We start from the raw sequence: 18,820 nt of genomic DNA, 5'->3' as shown, positions 1-18,820 counted from the left end.
GACGAAGCAATCCAGACTGCCTCCACGGAAAGATTCTGGATTGCTTCGCTTCGCTCGCAACGACCTGAGTTACGGCTTCAAGATCGACGCGCCCGTGGTCTTGCGGCTTTCGAGATCGATATGCGCCTTGGCGGCGTCCTTGAGCGCGTAGGCATGGTTGATCGGCACGTGCAGCTTGCCGTTGATGACGGCAGCGAACAGCGTGTCGGCGCCTTCCAGCAACTCCTTGCGCGTGCCGATATAGTCGTTGAGCTTGGGCCGGGTCGCAAACAGCGAGCCGTGGGTATTGAGCTCGGCGATCGAGAACGGCGGCACCGGCCCTGAGGCATTGCCGAAGGAGACGAACATTCCGCGCGGCTTCAGGCAGGACAGCGAGCCCGGGAACGTCGCCTTGCCGACGCCGTCATAGACCACGTCGCAACCCTCGTTGCGGCTGATCTGTTTGACGCGCGCGACGAAGTCTTCCTCATTGTAGAGGATGACATGGTCGCAGCCATTGGCCTCGGCAAGCGCAGCCTTTTCGCGCGAGCCAACGGTGCCGATGACATGGGCGCCCATGGCCCTCGCCCATTGGCAGGCGAGCAGGCCGATGCCGCCGGCCGCGGCATGGATCAGCACGCGATGATGCGGCTCGACCTTGAAGGTCTTGTGCAGGAGATACCAGACCGTCAGCCCCTTCAGCATCAGCACGGCGCCCTGCTCGTGGGTGATGTGGTCGGGCAGCTTGACCAGCCGCTCCCAGGGGATGTTGCGCTCCCCGGTATAGGCGCCGAGATTGTGGTAGTAGGCGACGCGGTCGCCCGGATGGAAATTCGTCACGCCTGGCCCGACTGCGAGGACCTCGCCCGAGGCCTCGTTGCCGGCGATGAAGGGCAGCCCCGGCGCCTTGTAGAGGCCGGTGCGGTAATAGACATCGATGAAGTTCAGGCCGACGGCATGCTGGAGGATGCGCACCTCGCCGGGGCCGGGCGCCGGAACATCGACGCTCTCATAGACCAGGGCTTCGGGGCCTCCGACCTTGTGCACACGGACGGCTTTGGTCATCGCCTGACCTCCTCTTCTCGCGGGGCCAGCGAAAGACATCGCGCCCGCCTTGTCAACTCGACGCCGGCTGGAACGCCTAGACCGACGGTTTTTTGCGGGTGTTCCTGCGGTTGCGCTTGGCCAGCACATTGAAGAACTCGACCGCCGCCGAGAACGCAATCGCGAAATAGATGTAGCCGCGCGGGATGTGGAATTGGAATCCGTCCGCAACCAACGCGACGCCGATCAGCACCAGGAAGGCCAGCGCCAGCATTTTCGTGGTCGGATGCTCCGCGACGAATCGCGACACCGGTCCGGCCGAAATGTACATGATGAGACAGGCGATCACGACGGCCGCGATCATGATCTCGATGTCCTGCGCCATGCCGATCGCCGTGATGATCGAGTCCAGCGAGAACACGATGTCGATGATCACGATCTGGACGATGACCCAGAAGAAAGCGCTACGAGGGGACTTCGCGTCGCCTTCGCCGTCATCGGCTTCGACCTCACCATGGATCTCGTGCGTCGCCTTCGCGATCAGGAACAGGCCGCCGCCGATCAGGATGAGGTCGCGCCACGAGAAGCCATAGCCCGAAAACGAAAACACCGGCGCGGTCAGGCCGATCAGCCAGACCAGCAGGCTGAGCAGGATGATGCGGAAGATCAGCGCCAGTGCGAGCCCGATCTGGCGGGCGCGGTGCGCCTGCTTCTCGGGAATGCGCGAGACGATCACCGACAGGAAGATGACGTTGTCGATGCCGAGCACGATCTCGAGCGCGGTCAAAGTGAGGAGCGCGGCCCAGGCTTCTGGGCTGGTCAACAGGTGCATCATGCGAAGGATCTTGTCAGCCGTATTAATGCGTCGCTGAAGCTGATCCAGAGTGCGATCGCGCAGAGCACGACAGTCACGCCGGTGCCGACGCGGAAGTCCATCTGCAGCGTGTAGAAGGAAAGCAGAGCCCAGATCGCGATCAGCGACATCGTCAGCCAGCGCAGCCGCACGACGCGCACCGGATGCAGCACGTGGAACGGCACGAAGGTCAGCACCACCAGGCTTCCGACCAACAGCGTCGACAGCAGCGGCGGCCAGTGCAGCAGGAACAGATAGAACGCCGCCGCATTCCACAGCGCCGGAAAACCGCGGAAATGATTGTCGTCCGCCTTCATGCGCAGATCGGCGAAATATAATGCGCTGGTGACGATGATGGCGACGCCGAGCAAGGGTGCTGCGACCGGCAGCAGCAAGCCGCTGGCCACGATCGCATAGGCCGGAACGAAGACGTAGGTGACGAAATCGACCACGAGATCGAGCACGTCGCCCGACCAGTTCGGCTGCACGTCCTTGACGTTGAGCCGGCGCGCGATCGGCCCGTCGATCGCGTCGATGATGAGGGCGACGCCCAGCCATTGAAACATCGCCGCCCAGTGCTCGCGCACGGCCTCAAGCATCGCCAGTAGCGCGATCGCCGCACCGAACGCGGTGAAGATGTGCACCGAGAAGGCAGCGGCGCGGATCGCGGGCCTGGGCTTCAGGGAATCCTCTTGGCTGTCCATGGCTTCTGCTATCAGAATGACGCCGGTTTGCACATAAGCCATTGCGACGCCCGGTCGCACAATTCGTCATAAAATCAGGGCAATATGACTGGGCTTGAATTTGCCGCGGGGCGTGTCCAATGTCGTTCCATGACAGATGCACCGACACTCTTTGACGCGGCCGTGATCGGCGGCGGACCGGCGGGACTTAGCGCGGCCATCGCACTGGCGCAGGCGGGCGCACGGACCGCGCTGGTGGCGCGTCGCGTGCCCTATGCCGACAATCGCACCACGGCGCTGCTCGGTGCCTCCGTCGATCTGCTGGAGAGCCTCGACGTCTGGCCCCGCTGCAAGGACAAGGCGGCCGCGCTCGAAATCATGCGGCTCGTCGACGACACCGGTCGGCTGTTTCGCGCGCCTGAGGTCCGGTTCTCCTGCCATGAAATCGGCCGCGATGCCTTCGGCTACAACATCGACAACCGCTCGCTGATGCTGGCGCTGGAAGCGCGTGCGGCCGAGCTGCCTGGTCTCGTCCGTTCCGACGACGAGGCCGAAACTGTCGTCATCGAAGCCGATGACGTCGCGATCCGCACTGCCGCGGCGCAATTTCTCTCGGCCCGCCTCGTGGTCGGAGCCGACGGCCGGCATTCGCTTTGCCGCGAAGCCTCCGGCATCCCGGTGACGCGGCGCGAGCTGACCCAGACGGCGCTGACTTTCAACGTCGGCCACGCGCGGCCCCATCGCAACGTCTCGACCGAGTTCCACACGCCGCACGGTCCTTGCGTGTTCGTGCCCCTGCCCGGCGATCGCTCCAGCGTCGTCTGGGTCTCGGCGCCTGCGGAGGCCGAACGGCTTCGCGGATCGAGCGACGAGGAATTGTCCGCCGCGATCGAGAAGCAGTCGCATTCGATCCTCGGACGCATGACGGTCGAGCCGGGCCGCCATCTGTTTCCGCTGGCGATCGAACGTCCCAAATCCTTCGGCCGCGATCGCATCGCGCTAGTCGGCGAAGCCGCCCATGTGGTTCCGCCGATCGGCGCCCAAGGCCTCAATCTCGGCCTCCGCGATGCCGCCGACATTGCGCGGCTTGCGGGCGAGGCCATCGCGTCCGGTCAGGATCCTGGCGCAGCAGACGTGCTCAAGCGTTACGACCGGGCCCGGCGTCCCGACATCCTGAGCCGGACCTTTGCGATCGACATCGCCAACCGCTCGCTGCTCAACGATTTCCTGCCGCTCCAGCCGGTCCGCGCGGTCGGCATGCACCTGCTCGGCGCCATCGGCCCGCTCCGGCGTTTTGCGATGCGCGAGGGGGTGACGCCGACCTGGCGGAAGTAACGACCGCTCAAGGAAACGCCAGCCGGCCGGTCTGAATCGCCCACATCACGCTGCTCAGGGTGACCACGGACGCAAACGTCCCGAGCAGCACCGCGACGGAGGCGGACTCGATCCAGGCGTCGTTCTGCCGGGCGATGACGAACACGTTCAACGCCGGCGGCAGCGAGGCCATCAGCACGGCGGTCGCCGCCCAGGGCTGCGCGAACGGGCCGAACGCCAGCATCAGGCCGAACGCTGCGAGCGGGTGGATCAGGAGCTTGACCGCGATCACGCCCGGCACTTCCCATGGGACCCGATCGAACGGGCGGAGTGCGACGGTGACGCCGAGCACGAACAGTGCGGTCGGGGCGGCTGCGTTCTGGAGGAATGTGATGGTGCGATCAAGCGCGACAGGCATCTCGATATGCAGCGATGCGAAGGCCGCGCCAAAACAGGCCGACATGATCAGCGGGTTGAGCACGATCTGCTTCAGCACGACGCCGAAGGCATGCACGATCGAGGGATGATCGCGGTCGGAAAGCTCGATCAGCAGCGGCACGATGGTGAACAGGAAGATGCTGTCACAGCAGAAGATCAGCGCAGTGGGCGCCGAGGCCTTGGGCCCGAGCACGGCGAGCGCCAGGCCGGGTCCCATGTAGCCGATGTTTCCGTAGCCGCCGGAGAGCCCGGCGAGCGTCGCCTCGCGCAATGTCAGCCCGCCGAGAACCTTGCCGACGACCAGCGCGAGTGTGAACGCCGCAACGGTCGACAGCGTGGTCGCGACCAGGAATGGCGGGTTGTTCAATTCGGAGAACGGCGTCTTCGACATGATCGCAAACAGCAACGCCGGGAGCGACACATAGAGCAGGAAGAAGTTCATCCAGGCGAGGCCCGATTCCGGCAGGGATTTGACCTTGCCGCAGGCGAATCCAACGAAGATCAAGCCGAAATAAGGTAGAGCCAGATTGAGGATATCGACCATTGATGAAGTGTTTTCTGAAGATTTGGGGGCTATCTGCCCCGCACCCGCGGGTTAATTCCAGATCAGGGCACTAGCATCGGCCACAATCCTGGTCTATCGACGGGGAATGATTAAAGCGCGGACCGCCAAATTCCAGATCGGACAGGTCGTGCGCCACCGGATCTTCTCGTTCCGGGGCGTGATCTTCGACATCGATCCGGAATTCAACAACACCGAGGAGTGGTGGCTGTCGATCCCCGAGGAGGTGCGGCCCCACAAGGACCAGCCGTTCTATCACCTGCTCGCGGAGAACGCGGAGTCGGAATACGTCGCCTACGTCTCCGAACAGAACCTGGTGCCGGACGATTCCGGCGAACCGGTCCGGCATTCCCAGGTCGCCGAGATCTTCGTCAAGGACAAGACCGGCGGTTACCGCCCGCGCAATCCGTCGCTGAACTGAGTTCGCAGCCATCAACTGGCCAGCAAAAAAGGCGCTCGAACCGAGCGCCTTTTTCATGTCCGGGATCGGGTCCCGATTACTTCTGTCCAGCCGGAGGGGCGCCAGGCGCTTGCTGCTGCTTCTTCTGCAGCTCTTCAGCCTTCTTCTGGAGCTCTTCCTGCAGCTTCCTCTGGGTTTCCTCGAACACCTTCGGGTCGGTCGGCGGACCGTCATAGGCCTTCTGGAATTCGCCGGCGAGCGGCAGCGGCAGCGTCAGCGGCGCACCGTTGGCATTGATCGCCTGAACAACGAGGTTCTGGCCCTTCTTCATGCTGTTGATGAACTCGGGCGTGGCCTCGTAGTCGGACATGCAGCCGTTCTGGAAGCAGATCACGTACGGGCTCTGCAACGGCGCATTGTTGTCCACGATGATGCGGGTGCCGTGCACCAGCTGCATGCCGAGCGGCAGCGTCACACGCAGGATCTTCTTCGGCTCGCCTTCCGGCTCGATGATGACGGCCGCGATGACCGGCTGGCCCGACTCGATACGGCCGTCCTTGCCGGTGAAGCAGACCTGCTTGGCATTGGCGTCTTGGCCCTTGAGGCAGAACTTGGTCCAGGGGGCATAGATCAGCTGAATCTGCTGATCCGCGGGCTGAGCCGCGCCCTGCTGAGCCGGAGCGCCTTGGGCGGGAGCCGGCTGGGCGGGTGCCTGAGCGGCCGGCGCCGGCGCCTTGGGGGCAGCCTTCGGAGCCGCCTTCGGCGGAGCCGCCTTGGGCGCGGGCGCGCCCGGAGCTGGCGCGGGAGCCTGAGCCTCGGCGGCAAACGGGACGGCCAACGCTGTCGCCGTCAACAAGGCGAGAAGTCGCCCGCGCGGCCGGACGGACGCGGCCAAGTAACGGAAATTCATTGCGGAAAACCCTTTCTAAACGGGAAGTGCCCGAACCGCTTCGACGCACCGAACCTGGCCGCGTTGGGCGCGGCTCTCTCCCCGTCAAATGAGGCGGATAAGTGACGGCTCGGCGCTCGTGCGCGATTGCGTGCCTTCTTAACGTGGCCGACGAAAAGATCAATGCCGACAAGCGTCTTTGGCCGCTCGCCGGCGTGCGCCCCCGGGAAAATCCCTGTGATAGCATTCAGGCCCGCAGTCCTCGAATCAACGTGTGCAGATGTTCATGTTCCAGCGCCTTCTCGAGGGCCGCCCTGAGGGTCTTTGCGTCCGCCTCTGCATCCTGGCTTTCGCCTTGGGGCTCCCGGCAAGCGGCGCAAGGGCCGCGGAAGCCCACGCCATCGCCATGCACGGCAAGCCGGCGATGCCTGCCGATTTCACCCACATGCCTTACGTCAACCCTGAAGCCCCGAAAGGCGGCCGGCTGACCTGGGGCGTTCTCGGCACCTTCGACAGCCTCAATCCCTTCATCGTCAAGGGACTGGCCGTGCAGCCGGTCCGGAACTACGTGGTCGAGAGCCTGCTCGCGCGCGGCAATGACGAGCCGTTTACGCTCTACGGCCTGCTCGCCAGATCGGTCGAGACCGATGACGAGCGCAGCTTTGTCACGTTCCACATCGATCCCCGCGCCCGCTTCTCCGACGGCAAGCCGGTCCGCGCCGAGGACGTGCTGTTCTCCTGGCAGTTGCTGCGCGACCACGGCCGCCCCAATCACCGGCAATATTACGGCAAGGTCGCAAGGGCCGAGGCGCTGGATCCCCTCACCGTCCGCTTCGACCTTGCGGGAGCCAATGACCGCGAACTGCCGCTGATCCTCGGCCTGATGCCGATCCTGCCGAAACACGCGGTCGACGTCGCGGCTTTCGAGGAGACGACGCTGACGGGCCCGGTCGGCTCCGGCCCCTATCGCGTCACCGCCGTGAGGCCCGGCGCCAACGTGACGCTGACCCGCAATCCCGACTATTGGGGCCGCGACCTCCCAATCAATCGCGGGCTCTACAATTTCGACGAGATCAGGCTCGACTATTTTCGCGAGGCCAACGGCCAGTTCGAAGCTTTCAAGCGCGGCCTCTATGATTTCCGCATCGAGCACGAGCCGCTGCGCTGGCACGACGGCTACGACTTTCCCGCGGCGAAGAATGGCGACGTGATCCGCGACACCTTCAAGCCGGGCGTGCCGCAACCTTCCGAATTTCTGGTGTTCAACACGCGGCGTTCCATCTTCACCGACATCCGCGTGCGCCAGGCCTTGACGCTGCTGTTCGATTTCGAGCTGGTCAACCGCAACTACTTCTTCAACCTCTACTCACGCGTCGCCGGCTATTTTGCCGGCTCGGATCTGTCAGCGTATGGCCATCCCGCCGATGCGCGCGAGCGCGAGCTGCTCAAGCCGTTCGCCGCGCAGATCCCGCCTGACATCCTGGACGGCAGCTACCGCTTGCCGGTGACCGACGGTTCGGGCCGCGACCGGACCACGCTCCGCGCGGCCCTGAAGCTGTTGTCGGAGGCCGGCTACGATCTCGACGGCACCGTGCTGCGCAACCGCGCGACCAAGGCGCCCTTCACCTTCGAGATTTTGGTCACGACCCGCGACCAGGAACGCGTCGCGCTGGCGTTCCAGCGCGACCTCAAGCGTGCCGGCATCGAGCCGAGCGTGCGATCGGTCGATCCCGTGCAATTCGACCAGCGCCGGCTCGCCTACGAATTCGACATGATCCAGAACCGCTGGGACCAGTCGCTGTCGCCCGGCAACGAGCAATATTTCTACTGGGGGAGCGCTGCCGCCGACAATCCGGGCACCCGCAACTACATGGGCGCCCGGAATCCCGCGGTCGATGCGATGATCGCCGCACTGCTGGAAGCCCGTGAACATACGGATTTCGTATCCGCAGTGCGGGCGCTCGATCGCGCTTTGATCTCCGGTTTCTACACAATCCCCCTGTTTAACGTATCGGAGCAATGGATCGCGCGCTGGAATCGGATAGAACGGCCAGAGGCCACCTCGCTGTCCGGCTATTTGCCGGAGGCCTGGTGGTCGAGGGGGCCGCCGCAAGCTCATCAAGCAAAGTGACGCCGTGAACCAGCCAGCCGTATCGCCGACGCTCGACACGCTGTTTCAGCGCACGCTGATGCGGCAGCCGCACGCGACCGCTCTGCTCGACCCCCTGAACAAGTTCCGCGTGACCGGTCACCAGCCGCGGCGGATGAGCTATGCCGAGGCTGACACGGCCATCGAGGCGCTGTCGGCCTATTTCGTCGAATCGGGCCTGCCGGCCAATTCCGTCATCGCCATCCAACTGCCGAACACGGTCGAGTTCGTGCTCACCGTGCTCGCCGCCCATCGCGCCGGCCTCGTCGTCGCCGTACTGCCGCTGCTCTGGCGCCATGCCGAACTGGCCGCCGCTCTCAACCGCACCGCGGCGCGCGCCATCGTCACCATGAGCACGGTCGACGGCGTCAACTATTCCGATCTCGCGATGCACGCGGCCGCGGAAGCCTTCTCCATCCGCCATGTCTGCGGCTTCGGCACCAACCTGCCCGAAGGTATGGCCTCGCTCGACGACGTCTTGGCCCGTCCGCCCGGCACCGCGCGCGCCGTGATTCAGGATGGCCGCAAGGCGGCGATGATCTCCTTCGACGTCACCGCGGAAGGCTTTCGGCCGGTGCCGCGGCCGCATTTCAGCCTGATCGCCGGTGGGCTCGCGATGTCGCTGGAAGCCGACATCAGGCAGGGGGCGACCGTGATGGCGGCGTTCACGCCGATGTCGTTCGCAGGACTCGCCTCCTCGCTCGCGGTGTGGCTGCTGTGCGGCGGCACGCTGGCGCTGCATCATCCGTTCGAGAACGACGTGTTGGAGCAGCAGATCAACGCGCACGAATGCGACGTGCTGATCGCACCGGCGCAGTATGCCCAGCGGCTCGGCGATTCCGATCTGGCGGCGCGGATGCCGACCTTGCGCAACGTCATCGGCCTGTGGCGTGCCCCCGAGCAGGTGGCGGCGAGCGAGGCATGGATCGCGCCGCATGCGCCGTTCACGGACGTCTATCTGTTCGGCGAGGCCGGATTGTTCGGCGCCCGGCGTGACGAGGACGGCATGCCGGTGCCGGTGATGCCGGGACCGCACGGCGCGCCGCGCGAGCAGTCGGGTTCGTCGATCGCCGGCGAGATTCTGCTGACGCCGAAGGGCACGCTCGGGCTGCGCGGCCCGATGGTGCCGATCGCGGCCTACGCCCCGCCGCCGCCGGTCGGCGACAGCCTGATCGCGCAGCCGCCACGCGACTATGTCGACACCGGCTATGCCGCGCGGCTCGATCGTCCCAGCGGCGCGATCTGCATCACCGCGCCGCCCTCCGGGATCATGGCGGTCGGCGGCTACCGCTTCCTGTCCAACGACCTCCAGGAATGGGCGCGCCGGCTCGGCCAGGGCGCCTTGCTGACCGCGCTGCCCGACCGGCTCTCCGGTCACCGGCTCGCGGGCCGGGCCCAGGACAACGCCCGCGCCCGCGAGGCGCTCAGCGAACTCGGGCTTAACCCCCTGATGGTCGAAGCTTTTCGCGACCGTTCCGGGGCGGTCTAAGCGTAGTTTCGACCGTTCCATTGACGCTGCATTAAGGCGGCCGGACTAGATTGCGCGGCACCTGTCGCGTGATCAGAGTCTCTCGATGTCCCAGGCCGGCCCGATCCTGTTTGTGTCCAATGGCGAGCGGCCGGCCTTCATCGCGGCGCTGGACGAGGCGCGATTCTTCCCCGTGATCGACACCGCCTGGGCCGGCGCGGTGCGCGCGGTCGAAGAGGTACAGCCGGCCGTGGTTCTCGCCGCGATGGATGCCGGGCACGAGCCGCATCTGGCGCCGCTCGCCAGAAAGATCGCGGAGCAATCGCCCTACCTTCCCTTCGTGGCGCTGGATGCGGCAGGCGCACTCCCGCACAACGCCCTGCCCTTCTCTTCCTCGCGCGCCGGCCATTCCGAACGCCTGATCGCGCGGCTTCGCGCCGCACTACGGATTCGCACGCTCCATGCCACGGTGCTGCGCCGGCTGCCCGAGGTGAAAGTCGCGCTGCCGGAGGCTGATCCCGTTCGCGATGCCACGGTGCTTCTGATCGGTCGCGGCGCTGCTTACCCCGCGCTTTCCGTCGCGCTCGGCGAGCGCGTCGGCGTCATCGGGGCGCTGTCGATCGAGGCGGCGGCCAAGCATCTCAACACCCGCGACCTCGACGGCGTCGTGCTCGCCGAAGGTTTTACCCCCCGCGTGACCGATGCCTTCCTCACGGTGCTCGCCGAGGACACCCGCTTCCGCAGCCTGCCCGTGATCGTCACTGCGCATCAGCTCACGCAGACTTACGACCTGCCCAATCTCGAGCTGATCCCGGGCGAGCCGGCCAAGGTCGCCGCCAACGCGCTGCCCCTGATCCGCCAGCACGCGATGGAAGCCCAGCTGAGCCGCACCCTGCGCTCGATCGATGCCGGCGGCTGGCTCGACCCGCGCAGCGGCCTGCTCACGGTGGAAGCCTTTGCACGCGATTTTGCCAAGGCGGTCGAGCAGACACTGGCCCGCGGTGGCGGCCTCTCGGTCGCGCGTTTCGCTTTCGACCCCGGCAATTCCCGCGCCCAGCTCGATGCCGCGCGTATTCTCAGCCGCCTGATGCGGCAGATGGATTTCGGCGTGGCGCAAAAGGACGGCTCGGTCATCGTCGTGTTCGCCGAGACCGACTTCCGCACCGCGCACATGATCGCCCGCCGCCTCTCCGCGGTGATGCGGCATACCTCGAACGGCAAGCACGAGATGCGCAGCGATCCCGTCGTCTCGGTGGATTCGCTGTCGCCGTCGGATACGGCACGGTCGCTGCTTGGGCGGCTGTCGGCCGATGCGTCGCGGGCAGCGTCGTAATCATCCGCCAACGCTCGCTGCCGTCGGACTCGACTGCTCTTATGTGGAATCTTTACGCGAAACACCATTCGCATTCTCATTCGCGACGGGCGGCAGCCGGCGCAAAAAACCCGCGGCCGGTGAACGGTCGCGGGTCCAAAGATCCGAAGCTCTGCCAGTACATCCGTGGTCAAAGCAACGTCAATGAGATTGCGGCAGCCTATGCGGCGCGCAGATCTTCAGCAGCAGACTTGCCGGTCCGGCGATCTGCAACGATTTCAAAAGAAACCTTCTGCCCTTCGTTGAGGGTATTCATGCCGGCGCGTTCAACGGCGCTGATATGAACGAAGACATCCTGGCTGCCTTCGTCCGGCTGAATGAATCCGAAGCCCTTTTGGCTGTTAAACCACTTCACAGTTCCCGTCGTCATGGGGATCGTCCTTTAAGATAGATAAACGTTTAGCCGCGCTCAGAAGCGCGGTGGGTGTCGTCGAGATCTGGAGGGAGGGTCGTCAGTCAGGCGCGCTTTTCAGCGGCGAGGCCAAGTCGTTCGGCCGAAACTCGATAGATTGAAGGTAGCAACTGTTCGATCATTCCGCAAGTGATCATATGTCGCTGTTCCGGAATCCGGGTGCGGCGCGTCGTTTCGCGCCGCACCGCCTCCGGAAACTTCTACGCCGCCTTCTTGCTCTGCGCGAGCTGGGCCAGCTGGCGCATGATCTCGGTGGTGCCGGCCAGACGCTCTTCCGGCGTCTCCCAGTCCTGCAGGAACACCACCTTCATGTCGGGCCGCACCTTCGCGGCCTGGCCGTGGCTGCGGATGAACGACACCAGGCGGTCGGGATGGGCGAATGAATTATCACGGAAGGCGATCACGGCGCCCTTCGGACCGGCATCGATCTTGCCAACATTGGCCTGACGGCAGAACGCCTTGATCGCGGCGACCTTGAACAAATAGCGCACCTCGTCCGGCAGCACACCGAAACGATCGCGCATCTCGGCGCTGAAGTTCTCGATCTCCTCCTCGCTGTCGAGGTCGGCGAGCCGTCGGTACAACGACAGCCGCACCGAGAGATCGCCGACATAGTCCTCCGGAATGAGCACGGGCATGCCGATGGTGATGGTCGGCGACCAGCGATCGGCGGCGGGCTCGGACACGCCGGCCTTGAGGTTGACGATCGCCTCCTCCAGCATCGACTGGTAGAGCTCGAAACCGACCTCCTTGATGTGGCCGGACTGCTGCTCGCCCAGGATGTTGCCGGCGCCGCGGATGTCGAGGTCGTGCGAGGCGAGCTGGAAGCCCGCGCCCAGCGTCTCCAGCGATTGCAGCACGGTGAGCCGGCGCTCGGCCTGCGCCGTGATCTTCTGCTGCGCCGGCAGCGTGAACAGCGCATAGGCCCGCAGCTTGGAACGGCCGACGCGGCCGCGGAGCTGATAGAGCTGGGCGAGGCCGAACATGTCGGCGCGATGCACGATCAGCGTGTTGGCATTGGGAATGTCGAGGCCGGATTCCACGATCGTGGTCGACAGCAGGATGTCGAACTTGCCGTCGTAGAACGCGGTCATGATGTCCTCGATCACGGCGGGCGGCATCTGCCCGTGCGCGACCGCGACCTTCATCTCCGGCACGTTCTTGTCGAGGAAGTCCTTGACCTCGGCGAGGTCGTCGATGCGCGGCACCACGTAGAACGCCTGGCCGCCGCGATAGCGCTCGCGCAGCAGCGCCTCGCGGATCATCAGGGGATCGTGCGGAGCGACGAAGGTGCGGACCGCGAGACGGTCGACCGGGGGCGATGCGATGATCGAGAGCTCGCGCACGCCGGTGAGCGCGAGCTGGAGCGTGCGCGGGATCGGCGTGGCCGACAGTGTCAGCACGTGCACCTCGGCGCGGAGCTGCTTCAGCCGCTCCTTGTGGGTGACGCCGAAATGCTGCTCCTCGTCCACGATCAGCAGGCCGAGGTCGCGGAACTTGATCGACTTGCTGAGCAGCGCATGGGTGCCGACGACGATATCGACCGAGCCGTCGGTGAGGCCCTTCTTGACCAGATTGAGCTGCTTGGCCGGAACCAGGCGCGAGGCCTGCGCCACCTGGACCGGGAAACCCTTGAAACGGTCGGTGAACGTCTTGTGGTGCTGGCGGGCGAGCAGCGTGGTCGGCACCACGACCGCGACCTGCTTGCCTTCCAGCGCCACCGCGAATGCGGCGCGCAGCGCCACCTCGGTCTTGCCGAAGCCGACGTCGCCACAGATCAGCCGGTCCATGGGACGGCCAAGCTCGAGGTCCTTCAGCGTGGACTCGATCGCGCCAAGCTGATCCTCAGTCTCGTCATAGGGGAAGCGCGCGCAGAACTCGTCGTAAAGGCCCGGCTGCACCGGCAGCTTCGGCGCCTCGTGCAGGTGGCGCTCGGCGGCGATCTTGATCAGCTCGCCCGCGATCTCGCGGATGCGGTTCTTGAGCTTGGCCTTGCGGGTCTGCCAGCCCGAGCCGCCGAGACGATCGAGTTCGACCGAGGTCTGGTCGGAGCCGTAGCGCGACAGCAGCTCGATGTTCTCGACCGGCAGGAACAGTTTTGTCTCGGCGGCATAATGCAGCTCGAGGCAGTCATGCGGCGCACCGGCGACGTCCAGCGTCTGCAGACCGATGAAGCGGCCGATGCCGTGATCGACGTGGACCACGATGTCGCCGGCGGCGAGGCTCGTCACCTCCGAGATGAAATTGTCGAGCTTGCGGCTCGCCTTGCGCGGCCGGACCAGCCGATCGCCAAGGATATCCTGCTCGCTGATGACAGCGATCTCGTCGGTCTCGAAACCGCTTTCGAGGCCGAGCACGGCGAGCATGGTCTCGTTGCGCGGGGTCGCCTGCACCGTGCGCCAGCTGTTGACGCTGGTCACGGGGGTGAGCTTGTGATCGCGCAACATCGAGGTCATGCGGTCGCGCGAGCCCTCTGTCCAGAGCGCGATGACCACCTTCTTCCGGCTTGTCAGCAGCCCATGCACATGTGCGACGACGGCCTCGAAGACGTTGACCTTGTTGTCGTTGCGCTCCGGCGCAAAGTCGCGGCCTTTGCGTGCTCCGGCATCGACCACGCTGGTACCATCGGCAGGCACCGAAAACTGCGTCAGCCGCACCAGCGGCATCCCGCTCTCGCGCTTGCCCCACTCCTCCTCGCTCAGATAGAGCCTGTCAGGCGGCAGCGGCTTGTAGATGGCGCCGCCGCCCGGATGCTCCATCGCGTCGCGGCGCGCCTGGTAATAATCGAGGATCTGCTTGAAGCGCTCGCGGATGGCATCCTCGGCCTGCGGCTCGATCGCGACGGCTGCTCCTTGCAGATAGTCGAACAGCGTGTCCATCCGGTCCTGGAACAGCGGCAGCCAGTGCTCCATGCCGGGATGACGGCGGCCCTCGCTGACGGCTTCGTAGAGCGCATCGTCGCGCTCGGGCGCGCCGAACTCGGCGACATAGCCCATGCGAAAGCGGCGGATGGTGTCGGTGACGAGCTGGAATTCGGAGATCGGCACGAGATCGAGCGCGCGCATGTCGAGCAGCGTGCGCTGGGTCTCGGCATCGAAGGTGCGGATCGATTCCAGGCTGTCGCCGAAGAAGTCGAAGCGGACGGGCTGGTCGAGGCCGGCCGGAAACAGGTCCAGAATGCCGCCGCGCACCGCGTATTCGCCGGGCTCGCGCACGGTCGAGGAGCGGTTGTAGCCGTTGTGCTCGAGCCAGGCGACGATGGTGTCCATCGGCACGACGTTGCCCGGCGCGACCGACAGCGCCTGCGCCGCTACGCGGTCGCGCGCCGGCACGCGCTGCACGACGGCGTTCACCGTGGTCAGCACGATCAGCGGCTTGTCGCTACCGGTCAGGGACGCCAGCCGGGCCAGCGTCGTCAGCCGCTGCGCGAGGACGCCGCCATGCGGCGAGACGCGGTCATAGGGTTGGCAATCCCAGGCCGGAAATGTCAGCACGGGCAAATCGGGCGCGAAAAATTGCAGGGCACGTTCGAGCTGCTGCATCCGCGGCCCGTCGCGGCAGATCACCGCGAGGCTGACAGCCGGCTTCTTCGGCCGCGCCGCGATGGCGCGCGCGAGATCGGAAACGACGAGGCCCTCGGCACCCTCGGCGACATTGGCAAGCGTGAGCGCGCGGCCGGGCGTGAGCAGCTCGGCCGGCGATTTCATCCCCTGCTTCATACGTCGCGGTCCGCGATCGGAAACGCCTTGATGCGCGCAAACAGCGGGCCGACGACGTCGGCGGCAAGCACCTTGTCGCCGGTGATGGCGGCATAGAGGTCGGGATCGGCCTCTTCGAGCAAGGTCTCGAGCTGCGTCAGCTCGTCATCGGACAGGTTGCCGATCTCGGCATCCGCGAAGCGGCCGAGGATCAGGTCCATCTCGCGCGTGCCGCGGTGCCAGCAGCGGAACAGAAGCCGCTTGCGGCGGTCGTCCAGCCCGTTGCTCGATCGTGTCGTTCCCGTCATGTCTCAATTCCAGTCAAACGCCAAAAGCCCGGACGTGCCGGGCCGGGGTGATATAGCCACTCGGGCGGGCCCTGTCAGCCCTCGATTTGTCATGGCCCGCTGCCGCCGCAGGGACACGAAAAAACACGTGGATGCCGGCCATAAAGCCGGGCATGACCAGCGAAAACGATCCTAGGTTCGCCTGATGCGCCCCAGCCTGCTCAATCCGCTGTTTGCCCCCGTGACCAGCCTGCCCGGCGTCGGTCCGAAGCAGGACAAGCTGCTGCAATATCTGCTCAGCCGCAATGAGACGCCGCGGCTGGTCGATCTGTTGCTGCATTTGCCGAGCCAGGTCATCGACCGCCGCGCGCGGCCGAAGATCCGCGATGCCGTGCAGGGAACCATGGTCACGCTGGAGGTCACCGTCGACCGCCACCGCCCGCCCCCGCCGCGCAATGCGCGTGCGCCCTACCTCGTCTACGCCAGCGACGATACCGGCGACGTCGTGCTGACTTTCTTCCGCGCAAAGCCCGGCTATGTCGAGAAGCTGCTGCCGATCGGCGAGAAGCGCTTCGTCTCCGGCACGCTGCAGATGTACGACGGCATTCCGCAGATCGTGCATCCCGACCGGGTGCTGGACGAGGAGGCGATTTCAAAACTATCCGGCATCGATCCCGTCTATCCCTTGACCGAAGGCCTTGCGCTCGGCTCGCTGCGCCGCGCGGTCGCGCAGGCGCTGCAAAAGCTGCCGGCGCTGCCGGAATGGATCAGCCCCGAGGTGCTGCGCCGCTGCGGCTTCCCGCCGATCGCCGAGGCGCTCAGCCGCGTGCACCAGCCGGTCGAGCTCACCGACATTCTGCCCGACCAGCCGTTCTGGTCGCGCCTCGCCTTCGACGAACTCCTGGCCGGGCAACTCGCCCTTGCCCTGATTCGCGCGCAATTGCGTCGCCCGGCCGGTGTGCGCAACGCCGGCGACGGGCACCTCCGCAACAAGATCATCGATGCCCTGCCCTATGCGCTGACAATCTCCCAACGCGATGCCGCCGCGGCCATTGCCGACGATCTGCAACAACCGGTGCGCATGCTGCGCCTGCTGCAGGGCGACGTCGGCTCCGGCAAGACCGTGGTCGCGCTGCTGGCCGCCGCCGCCGTCACTGAGGTCGGCAAGCAGGCGGCGCTGATGGCGCCGACCGAAATTTTGGCCCGTCAGCACATCAAGACCATCGCGCCGCTCGCCGAGCGCGCGGGCATGCGGGTCGCGATCCTCACCGGCCGCGAAAAAGGCAAGGAGCGGCGGGACCTGCTGGCACACCTCGAAGCCGGCGAGATCGACCTCCTCGTCGGCACCCATGCGCTGATCCAGGACGACGTGATCTTCAGCGATCTCGCCCTCGCCGTCGTCGACGAGCAGCATCGATTTGGCGTGCGCGAGCGGCTGGCGCTGACGTCAAAGGGCGAGGCCGTCGACGTGCTGGTGCTGAGCGCCACGCCGATCCCGCGCACGCTGGTGCTGACCTATTTCGGCGACATGGATATCAGCGAGCTCAGGGAGAAGCCGGCCGGCCGCCAGCCGATCGAAACTCGCACCATATCGATGAGCCGTCTCGGCGAGGTCACCGATAGCATCGGCCGCGCGCTCGAATCCGGCAAGCTGGTCTACTGGATCTGCCCACTGGTCGAGGAATCCGAGGCCGAGGGTACCGAGCACCTGACCAATGCGACCAAGCGCTTCGAAACTCTGCAAAAGCGTTTCGGCGACCGTGTCGGCCTCGTCCACGGTCAGATGAAGGGCACCGAGAAGGACCGCGTCATGGGCCAGTTCGCCGCTCACGAGATCGGCCTGCTGGTCGCGACCACCGTCGTCGAGGTCGGTGTCGACGTGCCGGCGGCGACCATCATGGTGATCGAGAACGCCGAACGTTTTGGCCTCGCTCAGCTTCATCAATTGCGCGGCCGCATCGGACGCGGCTCGGAGGCCTCGACCTGTCTGCTGCTCTACTCCGAGCCGCTCGGCGAGATGTCGAAGGCGCGGCTGAAGGTGATCCGCGAGACCACCGACGGCTTTCGCATCGCCGAGGAAGATCTGAAACTGCGCGGCGAAGGCGATGTGCTCGGCGTGCGCCAGAGCGGCTTGCCCGGCTACCGCATCGCCCGCTCGGAGGTGCACGGTCAGCTCATCACGCAGGCCCGCGACGAGGCGCTGCGCATCCTGAAGGACGATCCAAAGCTGAAGGGCGAGCGCGGCGAGGCGTTGCGATGCCTGCTGTATCTGTATGAGCGGGACGAGGCGATCCCGCTGATCGGAGCGGGTTAGCTGGCCGCTCGTTGCCGTCCAATTTCATAGGCCGCCACATGCGCGCGGGCGAGATCCAGCAGCGGCGTGTCGATGCCGAGTGCACGCGCCCGGTTGGCCATATCGCCGAGGATGTGCTCCGCCTCGGTGATCGAGCCGCGCTCGATATCACGCAACATCGAGGCCTTGAGCGGGGAGTCCGGGGTCGTGAACAGCTTCCGGTCAAACTCGATGAAAGGCGCTCGCGGCTCAAAACCCGAGGCCGTCGCCACGGCACAGCATTCCGCGAACAGGCGAAAAATGGACTCCTCGCCCTTCGGTACGGTCAGAATGTCTCCGATGCTTGCACGCATCAGGCAGGTGATGCCGGCGAGCGTGCTCAGCTGGACGAATTTCTCCCACATGTCCTGCATGATCGATTCGCTGGCGCGCACGTCGATACCGGGCACGTGCAGCAGCGTCTCCAGGGCGAGCACGCGCTCGCTCAACGCCCCCTCGATCTCGCCGAAGACGATGGTTTGATTGGCCATGAACTGAACGACTCGGCCATCCGCATCGAGTCCGGCACTGACGTTTGCGAACCCGCCGAGGACGGAGCTCGCGCCGAACCGCGCAGTCAGGGCGTCGACATGTTTCAAGCCGTTGAGGATCGGCAAAATCACCGTGTTGGCGCCAACGGCCGGGGCAAACTGGGCCATCGCGTCGTCGAGCGAGTAGGATTTCACGCCGACGAGCACGACGTCGAACGCTTCCTTGAGATCGTTGGCGAGGATGACCTTCGGCTGCACGGCGAAATCGCCGTGCGGGCTCACGACCTGCAATCCATTCCGCTGCAACTGCTCCGCCCGCCCGGCCCGCACCAGAAAGGTCACGTCGCCGCCGGCTCGGACCAGGCGCGCGCCGTAATAGCCTCCAAGCGCTCCCGCGCCGATCACAAGGACTCTCATTCGAACTCCCAATGCGGAGTGACCGCTTCCGC

General features: G+C 65.6%; 15 protein-coding genes. 6 read left to right on the top strand and 9 right to left on the bottom strand.

Annotated elements, in window-relative coordinates; all coding sequences use genetic code 11:
• Positions 1-69: 69 nt before the first annotated feature.
• The 3 genes from IVB41_RS24520 to pcsA all read right to left on the bottom strand — a co-directional run bounded on the left by IVB41_RS24520 (position 70) and on the right by pcsA (position 2,622).
• Positions 70-1,044 carry a quinone oxidoreductase gene (locus IVB41_RS24520; RefSeq protein ID WP_027566995.1) on the bottom strand — a complete coding sequence of 325 codons (975 nt, stop codon included), beginning with the start codon at positions 1,042-1,044 and terminating at the stop codon, positions 70-72.
• Positions 1,045-1,120: 76 nt separating this feature from the next.
• Positions 1,121-1,858 carry a TerC family protein gene (locus IVB41_RS24515; protein WP_247289929.1) on the bottom strand — a complete coding sequence of 246 codons (738 nt, stop codon included), beginning with the start codon at positions 1,856-1,858 and terminating at the stop codon, positions 1,121-1,123.
• Complete coding sequence (gene pcsA / locus IVB41_RS24510; protein WP_247435696.1) at positions 1,855-2,622, bottom strand: phosphatidylcholine synthase; 768 nt, start codon at positions 2,620-2,622, stop codon at positions 1,855-1,857. Before pcsA ends, IVB41_RS24515 begins: the two co-directional genes overlap by 4 nt.
• Before the next feature lie 87 nt (positions 2,623-2,709).
• Here pcsA and IVB41_RS24505 point away from each other — a divergent pair, with 87 nt between their 5' ends.
• Positions 2,710-3,894, top strand: coding sequence for a UbiH/UbiF family hydroxylase (locus tag IVB41_RS24505; protein WP_247435693.1), 1,185 nt, complete (start codon positions 2,710-2,712; stop codon positions 3,892-3,894).
• Between the two features lie 7 nt (positions 3,895-3,901).
• On the opposite strand, the gene IVB41_RS24500 is transcribed toward IVB41_RS24505, so the two are convergent.
• Positions 3,902-4,855: an AEC family transporter gene (locus IVB41_RS24500; RefSeq protein ID WP_247435690.1), complete on the bottom strand. Its 954-nt coding sequence runs from the start codon at positions 4,853-4,855 to the stop codon at positions 3,902-3,904.
• A gap of 106 nt (positions 4,856-4,961) precedes the next feature.
• Here IVB41_RS24500 and hspQ point away from each other — a divergent pair, with 106 nt between their 5' ends.
• Positions 4,962-5,294, top strand: a complete 333-nt coding sequence (gene hspQ, locus IVB41_RS24495) for a heat shock protein HspQ (RefSeq protein ID WP_027518019.1) — start codon at positions 4,962-4,964, stop codon at positions 5,292-5,294.
• A gap of 76 nt (positions 5,295-5,370) precedes the next feature.
• On the opposite strand, the gene IVB41_RS24490 is transcribed toward hspQ, so the two are convergent.
• Entirely contained in the window at positions 5,371-6,183 is an 813-nt protein-coding gene (locus IVB41_RS24490) for an invasion associated locus B family protein (RefSeq protein WP_027567000.1), read from the bottom strand.
• 259 nt (positions 6,184-6,442) lie between these two features.
• Here IVB41_RS24490 and IVB41_RS24485 point away from each other — a divergent pair, with 259 nt between their 5' ends.
• The 3 genes from IVB41_RS24485 to IVB41_RS24475 all read left to right on the top strand — a co-directional run bounded on the left by IVB41_RS24485 (position 6,443) and on the right by IVB41_RS24475 (position 11,112).
• On the top strand, positions 6,443-8,293 hold the full coding sequence (locus tag IVB41_RS24485) for an extracellular solute-binding protein (RefSeq protein WP_247435752.1): 1,851 nt from the start codon (positions 6,443-6,445) through the stop codon (positions 8,291-8,293).
• A 4-nt stretch (positions 8,294-8,297) separates the two neighbouring features.
• Complete coding sequence (locus tag IVB41_RS24480) at positions 8,298-9,800, top strand: class I adenylate-forming enzyme family protein (RefSeq protein WP_247435687.1); 1,503 nt, start codon at positions 8,298-8,300, stop codon at positions 9,798-9,800.
• Positions 9,801-9,885: 85 nt separating this feature from the next.
• Positions 9,886-11,112: a GGDEF domain-containing protein gene (locus tag IVB41_RS24475; RefSeq protein ID WP_247408754.1), complete on the top strand. Its 1,227-nt coding sequence runs from the start codon at positions 9,886-9,888 to the stop codon at positions 11,110-11,112.
• A 199-nt stretch (positions 11,113-11,311) separates the two neighbouring features.
• Here the strand turns inward: IVB41_RS24475 and IVB41_RS24470 are convergent, their stop codons facing one another.
• From IVB41_RS24470 to IVB41_RS24460, 3 genes are all read right to left on the bottom strand, one after another.
• Positions 11,312-11,521 carry a cold-shock protein gene (locus IVB41_RS24470; protein WP_007610535.1) on the bottom strand — a complete coding sequence of 70 codons (210 nt, stop codon included), beginning with the start codon at positions 11,519-11,521 and terminating at the stop codon, positions 11,312-11,314.
• Between the two features lie 242 nt (positions 11,522-11,763).
• Positions 11,764-15,282 (bottom strand): transcription-repair coupling factor, encoded by a 3,519-nt coding sequence (mfd, locus tag IVB41_RS24465; protein ID WP_247435684.1) that lies wholly within the window; start codon positions 15,280-15,282, stop codon positions 11,764-11,766.
• Complete coding sequence (locus IVB41_RS24460) at positions 15,279-15,569, bottom strand: succinate dehydrogenase assembly factor 2 (RefSeq protein ID WP_247289919.1); 291 nt, start codon at positions 15,567-15,569, stop codon at positions 15,279-15,281. The genes mfd and IVB41_RS24460 overlap by 4 nt, the downstream gene beginning before the upstream one ends.
• 184 nt (positions 15,570-15,753) lie before the next feature.
• Between IVB41_RS24460 and recG the strand changes: the two genes are divergently transcribed.
• Positions 15,754-17,862, top strand: coding sequence for an ATP-dependent DNA helicase RecG (recG, locus tag IVB41_RS24455; RefSeq protein ID WP_247435681.1), 2,109 nt, complete (start codon positions 15,754-15,756; stop codon positions 17,860-17,862).
• On the opposite strand, the gene panE is transcribed toward recG, so the two are convergent.
• Entirely contained in the window at positions 17,859-18,788 is a 930-nt protein-coding gene (gene panE, locus IVB41_RS24450) for a 2-dehydropantoate 2-reductase (protein ID WP_247435678.1), read from the bottom strand. The genes recG and panE overlap by 4 nt on opposite strands.
• Between the last annotated feature and the right edge of the window lie 32 nt (positions 18,789-18,820).

It is taken from the genome of Bradyrhizobium sp. 44 (genome assembly GCF_023073095.1).
Taxonomy (GTDB): Bacteria; Pseudomonadota; Alphaproteobacteria; order Rhizobiales; family Xanthobacteraceae; genus Bradyrhizobium.
The sequence above is the reverse complement of the archived record's forward strand: the minus strand, read 5'-3'. Positions and strand labels throughout refer to the sequence as shown.

Excerpts from the sequence above, each read along its gene's own strand:
- IVB41_RS24470 (WP_007610535.1), bottom strand. The coding sequence starts at position 11,521 with ATGACGACGGGAACTGTGAAGTGGTTTAACAGCCAAAAGGGCTTCGGA.
- IVB41_RS24515 (WP_247289929.1), bottom strand. The coding sequence starts at position 1,858 with ATGATGCACCTGTTGACCAGCCCAGAAGCCTGGGCCGCGCTCCTCACT.
- IVB41_RS24475 (WP_247408754.1), top strand. The coding sequence starts at position 9,886 with ATGTCCCAGGCCGGCCCGATCCTGTTTGTGTCCAATGGCGAGCGGCCG.
- IVB41_RS24485 (WP_247435752.1), top strand. The coding sequence starts at position 6,443 with ATGTTCATGTTCCAGCGCCTTCTCGAGGGCCGCCCTGAGGGTCTTTGC.
- recG (WP_247435681.1), top strand. The coding sequence starts at position 15,754 with ATGCGCCCCAGCCTGCTCAATCCGCTGTTTGCCCCCGTGACCAGCCTG.
- IVB41_RS24505 (WP_247435693.1), top strand. The coding sequence starts at position 2,710 with ATGACAGATGCACCGACACTCTTTGACGCGGCCGTGATCGGCGGCGGA.
- pcsA (WP_247435696.1), bottom strand. The coding sequence starts at position 2,622 with ATGGCTTATGTGCAAACCGGCGTCATTCTGATAGCAGAAGCCATGGAC.
- mfd (WP_247435684.1), bottom strand. The coding sequence starts at position 15,282 with ATGAAGCAGGGGATGAAATCGCCGGCCGAGCTGCTCACGCCCGGCCGC.
- hspQ (WP_027518019.1), top strand. The coding sequence starts at position 4,962 with ATGATTAAAGCGCGGACCGCCAAATTCCAGATCGGACAGGTCGTGCGC.
- IVB41_RS24490 (WP_027567000.1), bottom strand. The coding sequence starts at position 6,183 with ATGAATTTCCGTTACTTGGCCGCGTCCGTCCGGCCGCGCGGGCGACTT.
- IVB41_RS24500 (WP_247435690.1), bottom strand. The coding sequence starts at position 4,855 with ATGGTCGATATCCTCAATCTGGCTCTACCTTATTTCGGCTTGATCTTC.
- panE (WP_247435678.1), bottom strand. The coding sequence starts at position 18,788 with ATGAGAGTCCTTGTGATCGGCGCGGGAGCGCTTGGAGGCTATTACGGC.
- IVB41_RS24520 (WP_027566995.1), bottom strand. The coding sequence starts at position 1,044 with ATGACCAAAGCCGTCCGTGTGCACAAGGTCGGAGGCCCCGAAGCCCTG.
- IVB41_RS24460 (WP_247289919.1), bottom strand. The coding sequence starts at position 15,569 with ATGACGGGAACGACACGATCGAGCAACGGGCTGGACGACCGCCGCAAG.